The 17,691-nt window shown below is 65.0% G+C and carries 14 protein-coding genes; 5 read left to right on the top strand and 9 right to left on the bottom strand.

The window, feature by feature from the left end:
• Nucleotides 1-41: 41 nt before the first annotated feature.
• The 5 genes from JL811_RS01740 to mnmC2 form a co-directional block, all read right to left on the bottom strand.
• Complete coding sequence (locus JL811_RS01740; RefSeq protein WP_202686555.1) at nt 42-2,051, bottom strand: NADPH-dependent 2,4-dienoyl-CoA reductase; 2,010 nt, start codon at nt 2,049-2,051, stop codon at nt 42-44.
• Between the two features lie 66 nt (nt 2,052-2,117).
• Nucleotides 2,118-2,276: a cbb3-type cytochrome oxidase assembly protein CcoS gene (gene ccoS, locus JL811_RS20225; protein WP_202687158.1), complete on the bottom strand. Its 159-nt coding sequence runs from the start codon at nt 2,274-2,276 to the stop codon at nt 2,118-2,120.
• Nucleotides 2,277-2,354: 78 nt separating this feature from the next.
• Nucleotides 2,355-3,221, bottom strand: a complete 867-nt coding sequence (locus tag JL811_RS01730; RefSeq protein WP_202686553.1) for a DMT family transporter — start codon at nt 3,219-3,221, stop codon at nt 2,355-2,357.
• Between the two features lie 24 nt (nt 3,222-3,245).
• Nucleotides 3,246-4,142, bottom strand: coding sequence for a DMT family transporter (locus JL811_RS01725; protein ID WP_202686551.1), 897 nt, complete (start codon nt 4,140-4,142; stop codon nt 3,246-3,248).
• Nucleotides 4,139-4,825, bottom strand: coding sequence for a tRNA (5-methylaminomethyl-2-thiouridine)(34)-methyltransferase MnmC2 (gene mnmC2, locus JL811_RS01720; protein WP_202686548.1), 687 nt, complete (start codon nt 4,823-4,825; stop codon nt 4,139-4,141). The genes JL811_RS01725 and mnmC2 overlap by 4 nt, the downstream gene beginning before the upstream one ends.
• Nucleotides 4,826-4,872: 47 nt before the next feature.
• Between mnmC2 and JL811_RS01715 the strand changes: the two genes are divergently transcribed.
• The gene (locus tag JL811_RS01715) at nt 4,873-5,928 is read left to right on the top strand and encodes an NAD(P)/FAD-dependent oxidoreductase (protein ID WP_202686546.1); all 1,056 of its coding nucleotides are present in this window, start codon (nt 4,873-4,875) and stop codon (nt 5,926-5,928) included.
• A gap of 45 nt (nt 5,929-5,973) precedes the next feature.
• Here JL811_RS01715 and JL811_RS01710 read toward each other — a convergent pair whose 3' ends face one another.
• Nucleotides 5,974-6,816 (bottom strand): SDR family oxidoreductase, encoded by an 843-nt coding sequence (locus JL811_RS01710; protein WP_202686544.1) that lies wholly within the window; start codon nt 6,814-6,816, stop codon nt 5,974-5,976.
• Between the two features lie 212 nt (nt 6,817-7,028).
• Between JL811_RS01710 and JL811_RS01705 the strand changes: the two genes are divergently transcribed.
• From JL811_RS01705 to JL811_RS01695, 3 genes are all read left to right on the top strand, one after another.
• On the top strand, nt 7,029-8,510 hold the full coding sequence (locus JL811_RS01705) for an AMP nucleosidase (protein WP_202686542.1): 1,482 nt from the start codon (nt 7,029-7,031) through the stop codon (nt 8,508-8,510).
• Between the two features lie 200 nt (nt 8,511-8,710).
• Complete coding sequence (locus JL811_RS01700; protein WP_237684724.1) at nt 8,711-9,001, top strand: HU family DNA-binding protein; 291 nt, start codon at nt 8,711-8,713, stop codon at nt 8,999-9,001.
• A gap of 155 nt (nt 9,002-9,156) precedes the next feature.
• Nucleotides 9,157-10,029: a DMT family transporter gene (locus JL811_RS01695; protein WP_202686540.1), complete on the top strand. Its 873-nt coding sequence runs from the start codon at nt 9,157-9,159 to the stop codon at nt 10,027-10,029.
• 12 nt (nt 10,030-10,041) lie between these two features.
• Here JL811_RS01695 and JL811_RS01690 read toward each other — a convergent pair whose 3' ends face one another.
• Both JL811_RS01690 and JL811_RS01685 read right to left on the bottom strand, forming a co-directional pair.
• Nucleotides 10,042-10,680 (bottom strand): aminotransferase class IV family protein, encoded by a 639-nt coding sequence (locus JL811_RS01690; RefSeq protein ID WP_420496755.1) that lies wholly within the window; start codon nt 10,678-10,680, stop codon nt 10,042-10,044.
• On the bottom strand, nt 10,647-11,759 hold the full coding sequence (locus JL811_RS01685) for an aminodeoxychorismate synthase component I (RefSeq protein ID WP_420496761.1): 1,113 nt from the start codon (nt 11,757-11,759) through the stop codon (nt 10,647-10,649). The genes JL811_RS01690 and JL811_RS01685 overlap by 34 nt, the downstream gene beginning before the upstream one ends.
• A 208-nt stretch (nt 11,760-11,967) precedes the next feature.
• Here JL811_RS01685 and carB point away from each other — a divergent pair, with 208 nt between their 5' ends.
• A complete protein-coding gene (gene carB, locus JL811_RS01680) occupies nt 11,968-15,309 on the top strand; it encodes a carbamoyl-phosphate synthase large subunit (protein WP_202686534.1) in 3,342 nt (1,113 codons plus the stop codon).
• A 62-nt stretch (nt 15,310-15,371) separates the two neighbouring features.
• Here carB and uvrB read toward each other — a convergent pair whose 3' ends face one another.
• Nucleotides 15,372-17,552, bottom strand: coding sequence for an excinuclease ABC subunit UvrB (gene uvrB / locus JL811_RS01675; protein ID WP_202686531.1), 2,181 nt, complete (start codon nt 17,550-17,552; stop codon nt 15,372-15,374).
• Nucleotides 17,553-17,691: the final 139 nt, after the last annotated feature.

The raw sequence follows: 17,691 nt of genomic DNA, 5'->3' as shown, positions 1-17,691 counted from the left end.
TGCCGCCCCGGGGCCACCTCCACCCTCTTGCGCCGAACGGTTTACAACCGCGCGGCAAGTCTTGCTCCCTGTTCTATCGCCCGTTTGGCATCCAGTTCGGCCGCCACATCGGCCCCGCCGATGACATGATGGGCGATGCCTGCGCGGGTCAGGTCCTCCGACAGACGCCTGTCGGAAACCTGACCCGCGCAGAGCACGACCGTATCGACCTGCAGCAGTTCCGCCCCCTCGGGCGTGGTGATCTGCAGCCCGTCGGCGGTGATCGCGTCATAGGTGACGCCCCCGCGCATGGTCACATCCTTCATTGCCAGCGCCGCCCGGTGGATCCAGCCGGTGGTCTTGCCAAGGCTGCGGCCCGGTTTGCCGGGCTTGCGCTGCAACAGATGCACGCGGCGGGCCGGCGGTTCGGGTTGCGGCCCCTGTGGTGCCAGCCCGCCCGCCTGTTGGGCCGGATCGCCAACGCCCCATTCCCGGCGCCAGAGCGCGATGTCTTCGGTCGGGCTGGGGCCGGAATGGACCAGATATTCCGCCACGTCGAACCCGATGCCGCCCGCCCCGATGACCGCCACGCGCGGCCCCACCGGCGCACCGCGCAGCACGTCTATATAGCTCAGCGCATGTGCCTGCCCTTCGATGCCGGGATCGCGGGGCAGGATGCCGGTGGCGATCACCACCTCGTCAAAGCCGCGCAGGGTGTCCGCGCCTGCCCGCGTTTCCAGCCGCAGCGTGATGTCTGATCGCTCCAGCATCGTGGAAAACCAGCGCAACAGCCCGTGAAATTCCTCTTTCCCCGGCACTTGCGCTGCAAGGTTCAGTTGTCCGCCGATAAGGGCATCCGCCTCGAACAATGTCACGCGATGCCCCCGCTCCGCCGCCACCAGCGCGCAGAACATGCCCGCGGCCCCGGCCCCCACCACAGCCACCGATTTCGGCACGGCCGCAGGGTCATAGCGCAGTTCGGTTTCCGAACAGGCACGCGGATTGACAAGGCACGAGGTCAGCTTGCCGCTGAATGTATGGTCCAGACAGGCCTGATTGCAGGCGATGCAGGGCGTGATTTCCGCCGCGCGCCCCGATGCCGCCTTGGCCACGAAATCGGGATCGGCAAGGAAGGGCCGCGCCATCGACACCATGTCAGCCTGCCCCGAGGCCAGCACGCCCTCGGCCACATCGGGCATGTTGATGCGGTTCGAGGCGATGACCGGAATTCCGACCTCGGGGCGCAGCCGCCCGGTCAGCCATGTGAAGGCCGCGCGCGGAACCGATGTCGCAATTGTCGGCACCCGCGCCTCATGCCAGCCGATCCCGGTATTCAGGATAGTGGCCCCCGCGCTCTCAATGGCCTTTGCCAGCTGCACGACCTCCTCCCAGGTGGAGCCATCGGGCACGAGATCAATCAGGCTGATGCGGTAGATCAGGATGAAATCCGGGCCGACGGCAGCGCGCACACGGGACACAACCTCGACCGGCAGGCGCATCCGGTTTTCATAGGCACCGCCCCAGCGGTCGCTGCGGTGATTGGTATGGCGCACCAGAAACTGGTTGAGGAAATAGCCCTCGGACCCCATCACCTCCACCCCGTCATAGCCCGCCTCTTTGGCGCGGGTGGCGGCGGTGACGATATCGGCGATCTGCTTTTCGATCCCCGCCTCATCCAGTTCGCGCGGCAGGAAGGGGGAAATCGGGGATTTGATTGCCGAGGCCGACACGCATTCCTTGCCATAGGCATAGCGCCCGGCATGCAGGATCTGCATTGCAATGCGTCCGCCCGCCGTATGGACAGCATCGGTGACGATGCGGTGATTGGCGATATCGCGATCCGTATAAAGCCCCGCCGCACCGGGAAAAACGCCCCCTTCAGGATTGGGTGCTATGCCCCCGGTCACGATCAGGGCCACGCCCCCCCGCGCCCTTGCGGCATAGAATTCTGCCACCCGGCCCCAGTCACCGGTTTCCTCCAGCCCGGTATGCATGGACCCCATCAACACCCGGTTCGGCAGGGTGACAAAACCCAGATCCAGCGGCGCCAGAAGATGCGGATAATCGGTCATGCGGCCCTCCCCGTTTCGCCCGCGATCCTGCCGTGCCCTGCGGGCGAAGTCACGGCAAACGCGGCGTCACGGTCTGGGCCGGTCGCCCTGATCGCGGCGCAGGACGCGCGCGGCATCGCCCTGCGGATCGTCGAATTGCCGCGATTTCAAAGCCCGGAAAAGGCTGCACGCCCGAAATTTCCGGTGATGCGTTTCCTGATCCGTTTGGTGGCCCGTTTTGCCGATTGCCGCGCGATATGCACCGCATCCGGCAAAAACAGCCTGTCGCGGCCCGCAGGCAGCGCATCCGATGCCGCCCGCCCTTCAGCCCTTCACACGCTGCCGCCAGAGCGTGAACAGCCCCGCCCCGATCACCACGGCCGCGCCAAGGGCGACATTCGGCCGAAGCGTTTCACCAAAGACGATCATGCCGCCCATCGCGCCGAAGACCAGCTGGAAATAGGCAAAGGGCTGCACGGCCGAGGCTTCGGCCACCTCGAAAACCCGGATCAGCAGATAATGCCCCAGCGCCCCGGTGACGCAAAGCAGCGCCATCCAGCCCCAGTCGGGCGAGCTCATCGGTTCCCAGAACCAGATCCCGGCCAGCGTCATCGCGACCGCGCCCGCCGTGCCGGTCCAGAAAAAGGACACCGCCGCACTGTCGCGCAAGCCGACATAGCGCGTCAGCAGCGCATAAAGCGCGAACATGAACGCCGCCGTCAGCGAGACCAGCGCCCAGGGTGAAAACACCCGGAACCCCGGCTGCAGGATGATGAGAACGCCGATAAACCCGACCCCGATCGCCGCCCAGCGCCGCCAGCCCACGCTTTCGCCCAAGACCGGACCCGAAAGCGCGGCCACCAGCAGCGGGTAGCAGGCAAAGATCGCATGGGCCTCGACCAGTCCCAGCATGACGAAGCCCACGACCAGTACACAGATCTCAACCGCCAGCAGCACGCCGCGGAAGGGTTGCAGCACTGGATGCGCCGTCTTCACCGCGGCGCGCAGCCCCCCCGCCTTGCGGCCCGCCACCACGATGACGAAGGCCGCAAAGAACCAGTAGCGGACCATCACAACCATGATGACATTGTAATTGCCCGCCAGATGGCGCGACAGCATGTCCTGCACGGCAAAGACAACGGTGGCAATCAGCATCAGGATGATGCCAAGGCGGGTATTCTGTTCGGTCATCTTTTCCCGATCATCTTGCACCGGTCATCGCTGCGCGACCCTTTGCGCCTTGCCCTGTGCCTTGGCGCGGCTGCGGATCACGGTGAACAGGCCCGCCGCTATGACGATGCCGCCGCCGATCACGACGTTTGATCGCAGTTCCTCATCATAGACCGCGATGCCGATCACCGCGATGAAGAAGATCTGGAAATAGGCGAAGGGCTGCACCGCCGAGGCCTCTGCCACGTCATAGCAGCGGATCAGCAGGTAATGCGCGAACAAGGCCAGCGCCGAATAGATCCCCAGCATCAGCCAGTCGAAGGGCGGCATCCATTCCCAGAAGGGCAGCCCCACCATGGTCATCATCACCGCCCCCATCACACCCGACCAGAAGAAGGACACAAACGCGCTTTCATCCCGCGTCGCCAGCCGCGTCAGCAGCGAATAGACCGCGAACAGCAGCGCCGAGATCAGCGGCAGCAGCGCATCCGTGGTGAACACCCCGCTGGTCGGCGACAGGATGATCCAGACCCCGACCATCCCGGCAAAAATCGCCAGCCAGCGCCGCCAGCCGACCTTTTCCCCCAGCACCGGCACGGCAAGCGCCGCTATCAGCAGCGGACAGACGGCAAAGATCGCATGGGAATTGATCAGCCCGATCCGGCTGAAGGCCAGCACCATCAGGCAGATCTCGGTAATCAACACGACCGAACGCGCCAGATGCAGCCAGGGATGCCGGGTGCGGATCGCGGCGCGGAAACCTTCACGCTTCAGCGCGGCCTGCACCATCACGAAGCCCAGAAAGAACCAGTAGCGCACCATGATGATCATGAGCACCGAATAGCCAAAGCCCAGATAGCGCGCGAATGCGTCCTGAAGCGAAAAGACGAAAACCGTCGCGATCATCAGGAAGATGCCCAGACGGGTGTTCTGCTGGGTCATGGTCGCAGCACTCCAACGCTCATATGGCGCTTGGCGCCGTGGCCCTTGCGCCGTTCCACCGCGAACCCAGCCGCTGCAAGGCCGCGCCGCACGAACCCTGCCGCCGCATAGGTGGCGAAGGTGCCGCCCGGCGCGCTGTGGCGCGCGACCTCGGCCATCAGGTCCCCGGACCACAGTTCAGGGTTCTTGGCAGGCGAAAACCCGTCCAGATACCATGCATCGGCCCGGCCCTGCCAGCGTGGCAGGGTCTCGCGCGCATCGCCCACGATCACCTCGACCTGCAGCGAACCAAGGCTGAAATGCCGCCGCCCCGCGGCCCAGTGATCCAGAAACGGCCCCGCCACCGCAGCCGCCTCGGGGAAGGCCGCAAGCGCGCGGGCAATATCCTGTGCCGCCATCGGCCAGGCCTCGAAAGAGGTATAGCGCAGCGGCACATCCCCCGCCGCGATCAGCGTGGCCAGCATGTTCAGCCCGGTGCCAAAGCCCAGTTCGGCGATATGGAACCCGGGGCGAAACCGCGCTGGCAGGTCATTGCCCGCCAAAAATACATGCCGCGTTTCCGCCAGCCCGTCGGCAAGGCTGAAATAGGGATCGTCAAAGCGGCTTGCGACAGGCACGCCGCCCGCCTGCCATTCGATTTCTGCCACCTGTCCGGGCAGCACGCTCTGGTCGGGAGGGGTCATTTCGCCTAAACCAATATTGCCCGACCAAGGATCACAGGAGAGGGGAAATGGCAACGCCGGATCTGACCGTGCATGGCGCGGGAATCCTCGGCCTTTCCGCTGCATGGGCGGCAGTGCGGCGCGGGGTCAAGGTGCGGGTGATCGAGATGGACCGCCCCGGCGCGGGCTCCAGCGGCGGCACGGTGGGCGCGCTGTCGCCGCATGTTCCCGAGACCTGGAACGACAAGAAGGCGTTTCAGTTGCACAGCCTGCTGATGGCCGGGGACTGGTGGCAGGCGGTCACAGCGGCAGGCGGGCGCGATCCGGGCTATGCCCGGACCGGACGCCTGCAACCCGTGGCCGATGACGCGGCTCTTGCGCTGGCCCATATCCGCGCCGCAACGGCGCGGACCCTGTGGCAGGGCCGCGCGACTTGGGCGGTGATCCCGGCAACCGGCGCGCCATGGGAACCCTTCAGCGCCTCGGGCTGGCTGATCCGCGACACGCTGTCGGCCCGCCTGCAGCCGCGTGCGGCGCTGGCGGCGCTGATTGCCGCGTTGCAGGCGGCGGGGGCCGAAATCCTGTCCGGCCCGGGATCTGCGCCAGCACAATCCGGCGGCCCGCAGATCTGGGCCACCGGTGTTGCGGGGCTTGGCGCGCTGACCAATGCGGCGGGCCGCCCTGCCGGAGTGGGTGTCAAAGGACAGGCCGCGCTTCTGCGCCATGACGCGCGCGACGCCCCGCAGCTTTTCGTGGACGGGCTGCATATCGTGCCCCATTCCGATGGCACGGTTGCCATCGGCTCAACCTCGGAAAACGAGTGGGACGATCCCGCCGCAACCGATTCCCGCCTTGATACCCTGATCGACCGTGCCCGGAACGCGCTGCCCTGTCTGATCACCGCCCCTGTGGTCGACCGCTGGGCCGGGCTGCGCCCCCGCGCGCGCAGCCGCGCGCCCATCATCGGGCCTTGGCCAGACCGGCCCGGGCATTTCATCCTGAATGGTGGGTTCAAAATCGGGTTCGGCATGGCGCCACTTCTGGCCGAAACCGTGATCGACCTTGTGCTGGACGGGCGGGACAGCGCGATTCCGCCCGGTTTCCGCCCCGAAACCTGCCTGTGACCGCACCTCGCAAACACCCCGGCGCGGGCAGATCAGTCGCACGGATCAGTCTCCCTGTCGCAAAAGGGCGGCCAGACCGCTGCGGTAATCGGGGTAAAGCAGACGGATGCCCAGATCACGCTTGATGCGGTCATTCCGCACCCGCTTGCTTTCAGCATAGAAACTGCGGGCCATCGGCGTCATCTCGGCGCTGTCCCAGTCCTCGGCCGGGGGGGAGGGCAGGCCCAGCAGATGGGCTGCATGGTCGATCACATCCTCGGGCGGGGCGGGGTCGTCATCGCACAGATTATAGACCGCCCCCGGATCGGGCCGCGCGATCGAGGCGGCCAGCACCTGCGCAATATCCTCGACATGGATGCGGGAAAAGACCTGCCCCGGCTTCACGATCCGCCTTGCGCTGCCTTCCCGCAGCTTGGCGAACGGGCCGCGCCCGGGGCCGTAGATGCCGGCAAGGCGGAAGATATGCAGCGGCAGACCCAGCGCCTGCCATTCCGCCTCGGCCTTGATGCGCCATTTGCCGCGCTGCGTTCCGGCGGTCAGGGGCGTTGTCTCATCCACCCAGCTGCCCTGATGGTCGCCGTAAACCCCGGTGGTCGACAGATAGCCCGCCCAGCGCGGCGCGGCGGCCGCGATCTCGTCACGATGTGCTGCCAGCAGCGGATCGCCCCCGGCCCCGGGCGCGATGGAGGACAGGATATGCGTGGCACGCGCCAGCGCCGGGGCGATGGGTTCGCCCGGCCAGATTAAGGGCTCCACCCCGGTTGCCGCCAGATCGGCGGCCTTCACGGCGCTGCGCGTCGTGCCGATGACCTGCCAGCCCTGCGGCAGCAGAAGCCGTGCCAGCGCCTGCGCCGAATAGCCGTGACCAAGGGAAAGAAGCACCGTCATCCGGGCAGTATTCCCGCAGGCCCCGGCCAGCGCAAGGCCCGCCCCGCGCAGATCAGGGGCGCACGATACCGCCCTGTCACATTGTCACGCAAAGCTGCGGGCGGCGGCAGGGCCACGACCCCGGATACCCGCAGATGCGCCCTGCACGCGGGGGGCTTGCCCCCTGCCCCCGGTTTCGGGTTAGATGCCGGATCAATTGAAAGACCCCTGCGATGCATGACGATCTGAATCCATCCTTCCAGACCCCGGAAATGCCCGGAACCGCGACCTTCACCGACCCCGCCAAGGCCGTGGCGCGGCTGGAAGAGCTTTACGCCACCGCAACCGGATTTCTGGCCCGCCATTTCGGCGCCGCTGTGGCCGGAACCCGCCCGACCAGCCGCATCCGCGCGTTTTATCCCGAGATCCGGCTGGCCACGACCTCCTTCGACAAGACTGACAGCAGGCTGAGCTTTGGCCATGTCGCCCGGCCCGGGATCTATTCGACAACCGTCACCCGGCCCGACCTGTTCCGTCATTACCTGATCCAGCAGCTTGGTCTCTTGATGCAGAACCATCGCGTGCCGGTGCAGATCGGCCTGTCGGATACGCCGATCCCGCTGCATTTCGCGCTGGCCGGCAGCCCCGAGGTCGCGATCCCGCAAGAAGGGGTTCTGGACTTCTCGCTGCGCGACATCTTCGACGTGCCCGACCTGTCGACAACCAATGATGATATCGTCAACGGCACGCGCACGGTCTTTGCCGACGGATCCTTTCCGCTGGCGGCCTTTTCGGCGCAAAGGGTGGATTACTCGCTGGCGCGGCTGGCCCATTACACCGCCACCGACCCCGACCATTTCCAGAACCATGTGCTGTTCACCAACTATCAGTTCTATGTTGATGAGTTCGAGGCCTTCGCCCGCGCCGCGCTCGCCGATCCGAAAAGCGGCTATACCGCCTTTGTCGCGCCCGGAAACCAGATCATCACCCGCGCCGACGCCCCGGCCTTCGGCCCGATGAAGATGCCGCAGATGCCGGCATACCACCTGAAACGCGCCGACAGTCAGGGCATCACGCTGGTCAATATCGGGGTCGGCCCCTCAAACGCCAAGACCGCGACCGACCATATCGCTGTGCTGCGTCCCCATGCCTGGCTGATGGTGGGCCATTGCGCAGGTCTCAGAAACAGTCAGAGCCTTGGCGATTTCGTGCTGGCCCATGCCTATCTGCGCGAGGATCATGTGCTGGATGACGATCTGCCGATCTGGGTGCCGATCCCGGCGCTGGCGGAAATCCAGATCGCGCTGCAAGAGGCCGTGGCCGATGTCACGCAGCTTGACGGGTATGAGCTGAAGCGCATCATGCGCACCGGCACGGTGGCCACAATCGACAATCGCAACTGGGAGTTGCGCGACCAGTCTGGCCCGGTCAAGCGGCTCAGCCAGTCGCGCGCCATTGCGCTGGACATGGAAAGCGCCACCATCGCCGCCAACGGGTTTCGCTTCCGCGTGCCCTATGGCACGCTGCTTTGCGTGTCCGACAAGCCGCTGCACGGGGAACTGAAGCTGCCCGGAATGGCCTCGGATTTTTACCGCACACAGGTCGCGCGGCATCTGCAGATCGGCATCCGCGCGATGGAACGGCTGCGCGACATGCCGCTGGAACGCATCCACAGCCGCAAGCTGCGCAGTTTTGAGGAAACCGCCTTTCTGTGACGCGGATATGGGCGGAGCCTTGCCGATGTCAGCGGCCGCACGGGGCGGACAAGGCGCCGAACGCGGCGGCAAGGCGGGAAAAACCCACGCAGAGGGAAATTCTGCTTGAACTGGGCCGCAAAAACCTGTGTAGCGGCTTGGTCGCCCTTGGGCAGCAAGAGATCGCCCCGGTTGCAGGGGGCAGGAACAGGAGATCCGACATGACCGTGAAACCGATGACCAAAACCCAGTTGATTGCCGCCGTTGCCGAAGAAATGGGCGGCGACAAGAAATCCGCCGGTGCCGCGATGGATGCCATTGCCGCCGTTGTTGCGCGTGAAGTCGCCGCAGGTGGTGCCGTTACCCTGCCGGGTCTGGGCAAGGTTGCCTGCCGCGCCCGCCCCGAGCGTCAGGTTCGCAATCCCGCGACCGGCGAGACCATGACCAAGGCCGCCGACAAGCAGGTGAAATTCACCATCGCCAAGGTTCTGAAAGACAGCGTGAACGGCTGATCGCGGAAGCGCCCGGACCGGCGGATCGCCGCGACCGGGCCCCGACAGACCGATCACCGCCGGGGGCGCTGGCAGGGCAATCGCCCGCCCGCATTCCGGACTGACAGGGGCCGCCCCGCCCGGGCGGCCTTTGCGATGAAAAAAGGGGCACCGCCTTGGACCTGCGCGCCATCCTCATGGGTATCGGCTTCGTGCTGATGTGGTCCTCGGCCTTTGCCACAGCCAAGATCATCGTGGCCGATGCGCCGCCGCTGATGTCGCTGGCCGCGCGCTTTCTGGTGACGGGGTTGATTGCTGTCGCACTGGCCCGCGCCATGGGGCAAAGCTGGCACCTGCCGGGCGGCTTTCGCGGCACGCAGGCCCGCGCGGTCCTGATCTTCGGGCTTTGCCAGAACGCGCTGTATCTCGGGCTTTACTTCGTCGCGATGCAATGGATCGACGGATCGCTGGCCGCGATCATCGCCTCATCCATGCCGCTGATCGTGGCGGGGCTGGGCTGGGCCTTCCTGGGGCAGCGCAGTTCACCGCTTGGCCTATTGGGGCTGGTGACGGGCATGGCGGGGGTGCTGCTGATCATGGGGACGCGGCTGTCGGGCGGGGCTGATCCGCTGGGTGTCGCGATCTGCATTCTGGGTGCGCTGGCGCTGGCGATTGCCACGCTGTCGGTGCGCGGCGCATCGGGCAGCGGCAATCTGCTGATGATCGTGGGGCTGCAGATGCTGGTGGGCGCGGGCGCGCTTGGCCTTGTCTCGGCCCTGACCGAAACGCCCGAGATCACACTTTCTGCCCGCTGGATCATCGCCTTTGTCTATCAATGTCTGATCCCGGGCCTTGCCGCGACACTTCTGTGGTTCGCGCTGGTGGGGCGGATCGGTGCGGTGCGGGCGGCGACCTTCCACTTTCTCAACCCCGCCTTCGGGGTGGCGATCGCGGCCGTCCTTCTGGGGGAGACGCTGGGCCCCTGGGATCTGGTTGGTGTCGCCATCACCGCCCTGGGGATTCTGGCGGTGCAGTTGAGCCGCGCCTGAAGCGTTTCAGGGCTAAATTTCCGGGGGGCAAAGCTCTGCCGGGGCCAGCCCGCGCAGGGAATTGCCAAGCCGCAAGCGCACAAGCGGCAGATCCGCGGCAGTCAGCACTTCCTCACGCAGCGTTCCTGCCGCCAGCAATTCGGCGCGCAGGACACCCGGCAACAGCCCCGATTGCAGCGGCGGCGTGCGCCAGCCCTGTCCCCGGTCGAAGAACAGCGATGTGATCGTGCCCTCGCAGACCTCATCGCGGTGATTGAGGAAGATCACCTCATCCAACCCTGCGGGCAGCGCGGCCCGGGCCGTGTCATAGACCGCGCGGCGGGTGGATTTCAGCGTCAGCCAGGGATCGTCCGGGTCCAGCCGCGTGTCGGCCAGCCCGACGCGCCAGACCGCCGGGGCGGGCGTAAAATCTGCGGCGGTGACCGTCACCCGCCCCACCGCATCCAGCAGAAGGCGCATGCGGGCAGGCCCCGGCGGAGCCGCGTTGCGCAATGCGGCTTCGGCCATGGCAGGATTGCAGGGACGCCCCATCCGGGCGGCCGAGCGGGACAGACGGCCCAGATGCAGGGCCAGCCGCGGGAAATCCTGCCCGGTCCAGCCCAGCGTCTCGATCAGGCTTACATCTGCGGCATCGCGAAACGCGCTTTCCACAGCGCCTCCTCCCATTCCCCTTGTGCGGTGCTATCGGCCACGACACCGCCGCCCACATTCATGGTGATCCGGTCACCCCAAAGCGACAGCGTGCGGATCGTCACATTAAAGGACGAAGCCCCGTCCGGCCCCATCCAGCCGAAGGCACCGCAATAGAGGCCACGCGGGAAGGGTTCCAGCTCATGGATGATCTCCATCGCGCGGATCTTCGGCGCGCCGGTGACCGATCCGCAGGGAAACAGCGCGGGCATCAGTTGCGACAGCAGCGGCGGGCCGGTCAGAACCCCCTCTACCCGGCTGGACATCTGATGCAGGGTGGCAAAGCTTTCCACGGCATACAACTCGGGCACGCGGACCGAACCGATTTGTGAAATCCTGCCAATATCATTGCGCAGCAAATCCACAATCATCAGATTTTCGGCACGGACCTTTTCACTTTCGGACAATTCCTGAATAATGGCCTGATCGCGCACCGGATCGGGATGGCGCGGCGCGGTGCCCTTCATGGGGCGCGCGACGATACGGCCTGCGGCATCGGTGCGGAAAAACAGCTCCGGACTGCGCGAAATCATCACCGGCAGATCCGCCGCCGCCCCGAAATCGGCAAAGCCGCCATGGCCGACCGCCTGCCTGCCGCGCAGTGCTGCATAAAGCCCCAGCGCCGAGCCGCTTGTCAGCGTCGCGGTCATCGGAAAGGTCAGGTTGATCTGGTAGCAATCCCCTGCCGCGATAAAGGCCGCCACTTGCGCAAAGGCCGCGTCATAGGTGTCGCGCGTCACCACCGGCCGGGGCATGCTCATCTTTCCCGCGCCGTCCGGCAGGACCGCGTCCGACGGCGCATCGCAGATTCCGAAGGCCAGCAGCGGCCCGGGATCGGCGGGCATCAGCCGCGCAAGCCGTGGCTCCAGCGCATAGCCCGCCTCATAGGCCATCCAGCCCGCGACCCAAGCACCCGCCGCCCGCGCCGCATCCAGCCGCGCCAGCGCCGGCGCGACCTCATCCGCCGCCCGCGCCACCACGACGTCGCGCGGGTTGAAACGGGCGAAACGCCCATCGGGCCCGTTCTCGCACAGGATCACGCCACAGTCCCCCGCTTCATAGTCCCCCGCTTCCTGCTGCCCGGGCATGTAGCACGTCCCCCCGCCCGCCGCGAGGTGCCGAACGACGCATCGGATCAGGGTTGCGCCCCCCGGCCTTGCACCTTAAACCCACGCCAATTTGCGCGATGCTTGCGATCCAACTGCCCGGCCCTGTCGAGGGTCCGGTTACCCTTATGCGAGGCCGACCATGCCGAAAAGAACCGACATCAAATCCATCATGATCATCGGTGCGGGACCCATCATCATCGGTCAGGCCTGCGAGTTCGACTATTCCGGTGCACAGGCCTGCAAGGCCCTGCGTGAGGAAGGCTATCGCGTCATCCTCGTCAACTCGAACCCTGCGACGATCATGACCGATCCGGGTCTGGCCGATGCCACCTATATCGAACCTATCACGCCTGAGGTTGTGGCCAAGATCATCGAAAAGGAACGGCCCGATGCGCTGCTGCCGACGATGGGCGGGCAGACGGGTCTGAACACCGCGCTGGCACTGGCCGATCTGGGAGTGTTGGAAAAGTATAATGTTGAACTGATCGGTGCCAAGCGGGCGGCCATTGAAATGGCAGAAGATCGCAAATTGTTCCGCGAGGCGATGGACCGGATCGGGCTGGAAAACCCCAAGGCGACCATCATCGCCGCGCCGAAACGCGACAATGGCAAATATGACATCAGTGCCGGGGTGGCCGAGGCTGTTGCGGCGCTGGACTATGTCGGCCTGCCCGCGATCATCCGCCCGGCCTTCACCCTTGGCGGCACCGGGGGCGGAGTTGCCTATAACCGCGACGATTACGAGGCGATCTGCCGTTCGGGGCTGGAAGCCTCGCCCATGGCGCAGATCCTTGTCGACGAATCCCTTCTGGGCTGGAAGGAATATGAGATGGAGGTGGTGCGCGACACTGCCGACAATGCCATCATCATCTGTTCCATCGAGAATGTGGACCCGATGGGCGTGCATACCGGCGATTCGATCACCGTGGCCCCGGCGCTGACCCTGACCGACAAGGAATATCAGATCATGCGCAACGGCAGTATTGCCGTGCTGCGTGAAATCGGGGTCGAAACCGGCGGATCCAATGTGCAATGGGCGATCAACCCCGCCGATGGGCGCATGGTCGTGATCGAGATGAACCCGCGCGTGTCGCGCTCCTCGGCGCTGGCGTCAAAAGCCACGGGCTTTCCCATCGCCAAGATCGCCGCAAAACTGGCCGTCGGCTACACGCTGGATGAGCTGGACAATGACATCACCAAGGTCACGCCCGCCAGTTTCGAGCCCTCCATCGACTATGTCGTGACCAAGATCCCGCGTTTCGCCTTTGAAAAATTCCCCGGATCCGAGCCGCATCTGACCACGGCAATGAAATCGGTGGGTGAGGTCATGGCCATCGGCCGCACGATCCACGAATCGATGCAGAAGGCGCTGGCCTCGATGGAGACCGGGCTTTCGGGCTTTGACGAAATCGCGATCCCCGGTCTGGATGAGAAATCGGGCGACCGCGCCCCGATCTTCAAGGCGCTGTCGCTGCAGACCCCCGACCGGATCCGCGTCATCGCGCAAGCGATGCGCCACGGGCTGACGGATGAGGAGATCAACGGCGCGACCGCCTTCGATCCGTGGTTCCTTGCCCGCATCCGTGAGATCATCGAGGCCGAGGCCAAGATCCGCCACGATGGCCTGCCCGTTTCGGCGGATGGTCTGCGCCGCGTCAAGATGCTGGGTTTCACCGATGCCCGACTGGCAAAACTGACCGGCCGCGAGGAGGGTCAGGTGCGCCGCGCCCGGCGCAATCTGGGCGTCAATGCCGTGTTCAAGCGCATCGACACCTGTGCTGCCGAGTTCGAGGCACAGACGCCCTATATGTATTCGACCTATGAAACCCCCGTGATGGGTGAGGCGGAATGCGAGGCGCGGCCTTCGGGCGCGAAAAAGGTGGTTATCCTTGGCGGTGGCCCCAACCGCATCGGTCAGGGGATCGAGTTTGATTACTGCTGCTGTCATGCCTGCTATGCGCTGACCGAGGCGGGCTATGAGACCATCATGGTCAACTGCAACCCGGAAACGGTTTCCACTGACTATGACACATCGGACCGGTTGTATTTCGAACCTCTGACACTGGAACATGTGCTGGAGATTCTGCGGGTTGAACAGGATAACGGCACCCTGCATGGCGTGATCGTGCAGTTCGGCGGACAGACCCCGCTGAAACTGGCCAATGCGCTGCATGAGGAAGGCATCCCGATCCTTGGCACCACGCCCGATGCTATTGATCTGGCCGAGGACCGGGAGCGGTTCCAGAAACTGCTGCACAGCCTGAACCTCAGGCAACCCGTCAACGGCACCGCGCGCAGCCGGGACGAGGCCTTCGCCGTTGCCGCCGAAGTCGGCTATCCGCTGGTGATCCGCCCCTCCTTCGTGCTGGGGGGCCGCGCGATGGAGATCATCCGCGATGACGCGCAGCTTGAACGCTATATCCGCGAGGCCGTGCAGGTGTCGGGCAAGAACCCGGTCCTGCTGGACAGCTATCTTTCGGGCGCGATCGAGGTGGATGTCGATGCGCTGTCGGACGGTCACAACGTTCATGTTGCGGGCATCATGGAACATATCGAAGAGGCGGGCGTCCATTCCGGGGACAGCGCCTGCTGCCTGCCGCCCCATTCGCTGACGCCTGAAACCATTGCGGCGCTGAAGGATCAGACCGTCGCCATGGCCCGCGCGCTGAATGTGGTCGGCCTGATGAATGTGCAATTCGCCATCAAGGATGGTGAGATTTTCGTGCTGGAGGTCAACCCGCGTGCCAGCCGCACCGTGCCGTTCGTCGCCAAGGCCACCGACAGCGCGATTGCGTCCATCGCTGCGCGGCTGATGGCTGGCGAACCGCTGGCTAATTTCCCGATGCGCGCGCCCTATGCCGAGGGCGTCGGCCCGGATACCGATCTGCCGCTGGCCGATCCGCTGACGCTGGCCAATCCGATCACGCCGTGGTTCTCGGTCAAGGAGGCGGTTCTGCCCTTCGCCCGCTTCCCCGGTGTCGATCCGATGCTGGGGCCGGAAATGCGCTCTACCGGGGAGGTGATGGGCTGGGACCGCAGCTTCGCGCTGGCCTTCCTCAAGGCGCAGATGGGGGCGGGCACGCATCTGCCCGAGGCGGGGCGCGTTTTCCTGTCGGTCAAGGATATGGACAAGACCGCAGCGCTGGCCGTTGCCGCGCGCGATCTGGTCGCCATGGGGTTTGAACTGGTGGCGACCAAGGGCACTGCCAGCTGGCTGGCCGTCGAAGGCGTGACGGCGACCCTTGTCAACAAGGTCTATGAAGGCCGCCCGAATATCGTGGACCGGCTGAAGAACACCGATATAGCACTGGTGCTGAACACGACCGAGGGCAGTCAGGCCATCGCAGACAGCCGCGACATCCGCCGTGTAGCACTGATGGACAAGATCCCCTATTTCACCACCGCCGCCGCCAGCATCGCCGCCGTCGCGGCGATGAAGGCCCGGGGTGAGGGGTATGGGGTGCGGACGCTGCAGGGATAAGGGCGCGCGCGCCCCAGTCTTGGGGCGCGCTTTTCCCCGCTTGCCCGCACCCGGCCCGGCCGCTATTTCCGGCGCCGCGCCTTGCCGCCGCGTTGTCCGGCGCGTCCGGCGGTGGACCGTCCCGACATTTTCACAGCATCCTCCACCGCGTCCTCGACCGCTGACTGACGCGCCAGCGGATCGTCGGAAATCGCCAGTTCCACCGCCTCAAGGCGCTTGACCTCATCGCGCAGGCGTGCGGCCTCTTCGAATTCCAGATTTTCGGCGGCCTTGCGCATCTGGATCCGCAGCGCATCCAGATGGGCGGCCAGGTTCTGGCCGACAAGCGGCTTGTCCACCTTGGCGGTGACGCGGGACATGTCGGTATCGCCCTGCCAGAGGCCCGCCAGAACATCCTCGACATTCTTGCGCACCGTCTGGGGCGTGATGCCGTGCAACTCGTTATAGGCGATCTGCTTTTCGCGGCGGCGGTTGGTTTCGCCGATGGCACGCTCCATCGAGCCGGTGATGCGGTCGGCATACATGATGACGCGGCCATCGGAATTGCGCGCCGCCCGGCCGATGGTCTGGATCAGGCTGGTTTCCGAGCGCAGGAACCCCTCCTTGTCGGCATCCAGAATTGCCACAAGGCCACATTCGGGAATATCGAGGCCTTCGCGCAGCAGGTTGATGCCCACCAGCACATCGAACGCCCCCAGCCGCAGATCGCGCAGGATTTCAATGCGTTCAATGGTGTCGATATCCGAATGCATGTAGCGGATGCGGATGCCCTGTTCGTGGAAATATTCGGTCAGATCCTCGGCCATGCGCTTCGTCAGCACGGTGACCAGCACGCGCAACCCGGCGAGTGCCACGCGGCGGATCTCATCCAGCAGGTCATCGACCTGGGATTCGACGGGGCGGATCTCGACCATCGGGTCCAGAAGGCCGGTGGGACGGATCACCTGTTCGGCAAAGACGCCACCGGCCTGTTCGATCTCCCATGCCGAGGGCGTGGCCGAGACGAACACCGATTGCGGGCGCATCGCGTCCCATTCCTCAAACTTCAGAGGCCGGTTGTCCATGCAGGAGGGCAGGCGGAACCCGTGTTCGGCCAGCGTGAATTTGCGCCGGTAGTCGCCTTTATACATGCCGCCGATCTGCGGGACCGAAACATGGCTTTCATCGGCAAAGACAATCGCATTGTCGGGAATGAATTCGAACAGGGTCGGCGGCGGCTCCCCCGGCGCGCGCCCCGTCAGATAGCGGGAATAATTCTCGATCCCGTTGCAGACGCCCGTCGCCTCCAGCATCTCCAGATCGAAATTGCAGCGCTGTTCCAGCCGCTGCGCCTCCAAGAGCTTGCCTTCATTCACCAACTGATCCAGCCGCTGACGCAATTCGCGTTTGATGCCCTGAATGGCCTGCTGCATCGTTGGGCGCGGCGTGACGTAATGCGAATTGGCATAGATGCGGATCTGCTTGAATGTGTCGGTCTTGGCGCCGGTCAGCGGATCGAACTCGACAATGCTTTCCAGTTCTTCCCCGAAGAAGCTGAAACGCCAGGCGCGGTCCTCAAGGTGGGCTGGCCAGACCTCAAGCGAATCGCCGCGCACCCGGAAGGACCCGCGCTGAAACGCCTGATCGTTGCGGCGGAATTGCTGGGCCACCAGTTCGGCGATCACCTGTCGCTGGTCGTAATTCTGCCCGGTGACCAGATCCTGTGTCATTGCCGAATAGGTCTCGACCGAGCCGATGCCGTAGATACAGGAGACCGAGGCCACGATGATCACGTCATCGCGTTCCAGAAGCGCCCTTGTCGCCGAATGGCGCATCCGGTCGATCTGTTCGTTGATCTGGCTTTCCTTCTCGATATAGGTGTCAGACCGCGCGACATAGGCTTCGGGCTGGTAGTAGTCGTAGTAGCTGACGAAATATTCCACCGCATTGTCGGGAAAAAATCCCTTGAATTCACCATATAGCTGCGCGGCCAGCGTCTTGTTGGGCGCAAGAATGATCGCGGGGCGCTGGGTTTCCTCGATGATCTTGGCCATGGTGAAGGTCTTGCCGGTTCCGGTCGCCCCCAGCAGCACCTGATTGCGTTCACCGCTGCGCACGCCTTCGGCCAGTTCGGCAATCGCGGTCGGCTGATCCCCGGCGGGCTGAAACGGGGTGGACAGCACGAAGGGGCGCCCGCCCTCAAGCTTGGGACGGGTCAGAACCTCGGGGCGTTCGGCCGGGGCGTTGGTGTTGTTGTGCGGCATCCCGGTTCCTTCGGAGGCGATTCCCTGTCAGACCCCCAATTTGATCTGTTTTTGTTCCATTTCAAGGCCCCCCGGACCAAGGGGCACGTTCCGCCAATGCGACAGCCCGCGCCGCCCCTCTCCGCGATTCGGCGGGTTG

This window comes from Szabonella alba (assembly GCF_016765775.1).
In the GTDB taxonomy this organism is placed as follows: domain Bacteria; phylum Pseudomonadota; class Alphaproteobacteria; order Rhodobacterales; family Rhodobacteraceae; genus Szabonella; species Szabonella alba.
This window is presented reverse-complemented; position numbering and strand designations above follow the sequence as displayed.

What these genes read in the sequence shown, in the direction of transcription:
- JL811_RS01740 (WP_202686555.1), bottom strand. Translation starts at nt 2,051, where the DNA reads ATGACCGATTATCCGCATCTTCTGGCGCCGCTGGATCTGGGTTTTGTC.
- JL811_RS01730 (WP_202686553.1), bottom strand. Translation starts at nt 3,221, where the DNA reads ATGACCGAACAGAATACCCGCCTTGGCATCATCCTGATGCTGATTGCC.
- JL811_RS01725 (WP_202686551.1), bottom strand. Translation starts at nt 4,142, where the DNA reads ATGACCCAGCAGAACACCCGTCTGGGCATCTTCCTGATGATCGCGACG.
- mnmC2 (WP_202686548.1), bottom strand. Translation starts at nt 4,825, where the DNA reads ATGACCCCTCCCGACCAGAGCGTGCTGCCCGGACAGGTGGCAGAAATC.
- JL811_RS01715 (WP_202686546.1), top strand. Translation starts at nt 4,873, where the DNA reads ATGGCAACGCCGGATCTGACCGTGCATGGCGCGGGAATCCTCGGCCTT.
- JL811_RS01710 (WP_202686544.1), bottom strand. Translation starts at nt 6,816, where the DNA reads ATGACGGTGCTTCTTTCCCTTGGTCACGGCTATTCGGCGCAGGCGCTG.
- JL811_RS01705 (WP_202686542.1), top strand. Translation starts at nt 7,029, where the DNA reads ATGCATGACGATCTGAATCCATCCTTCCAGACCCCGGAAATGCCCGGA.
- JL811_RS01700 (WP_237684724.1), top strand. Translation starts at nt 8,711, where the DNA reads ATGACCGTGAAACCGATGACCAAAACCCAGTTGATTGCCGCCGTTGCC.
- carB (WP_202686534.1), top strand. Translation starts at nt 11,968, where the DNA reads ATGCCGAAAAGAACCGACATCAAATCCATCATGATCATCGGTGCGGGA.
- uvrB (WP_202686531.1), bottom strand. Translation starts at nt 17,552, where the DNA reads ATGCCGCACAACAACACCAACGCCCCGGCCGAACGCCCCGAGGTTCTG.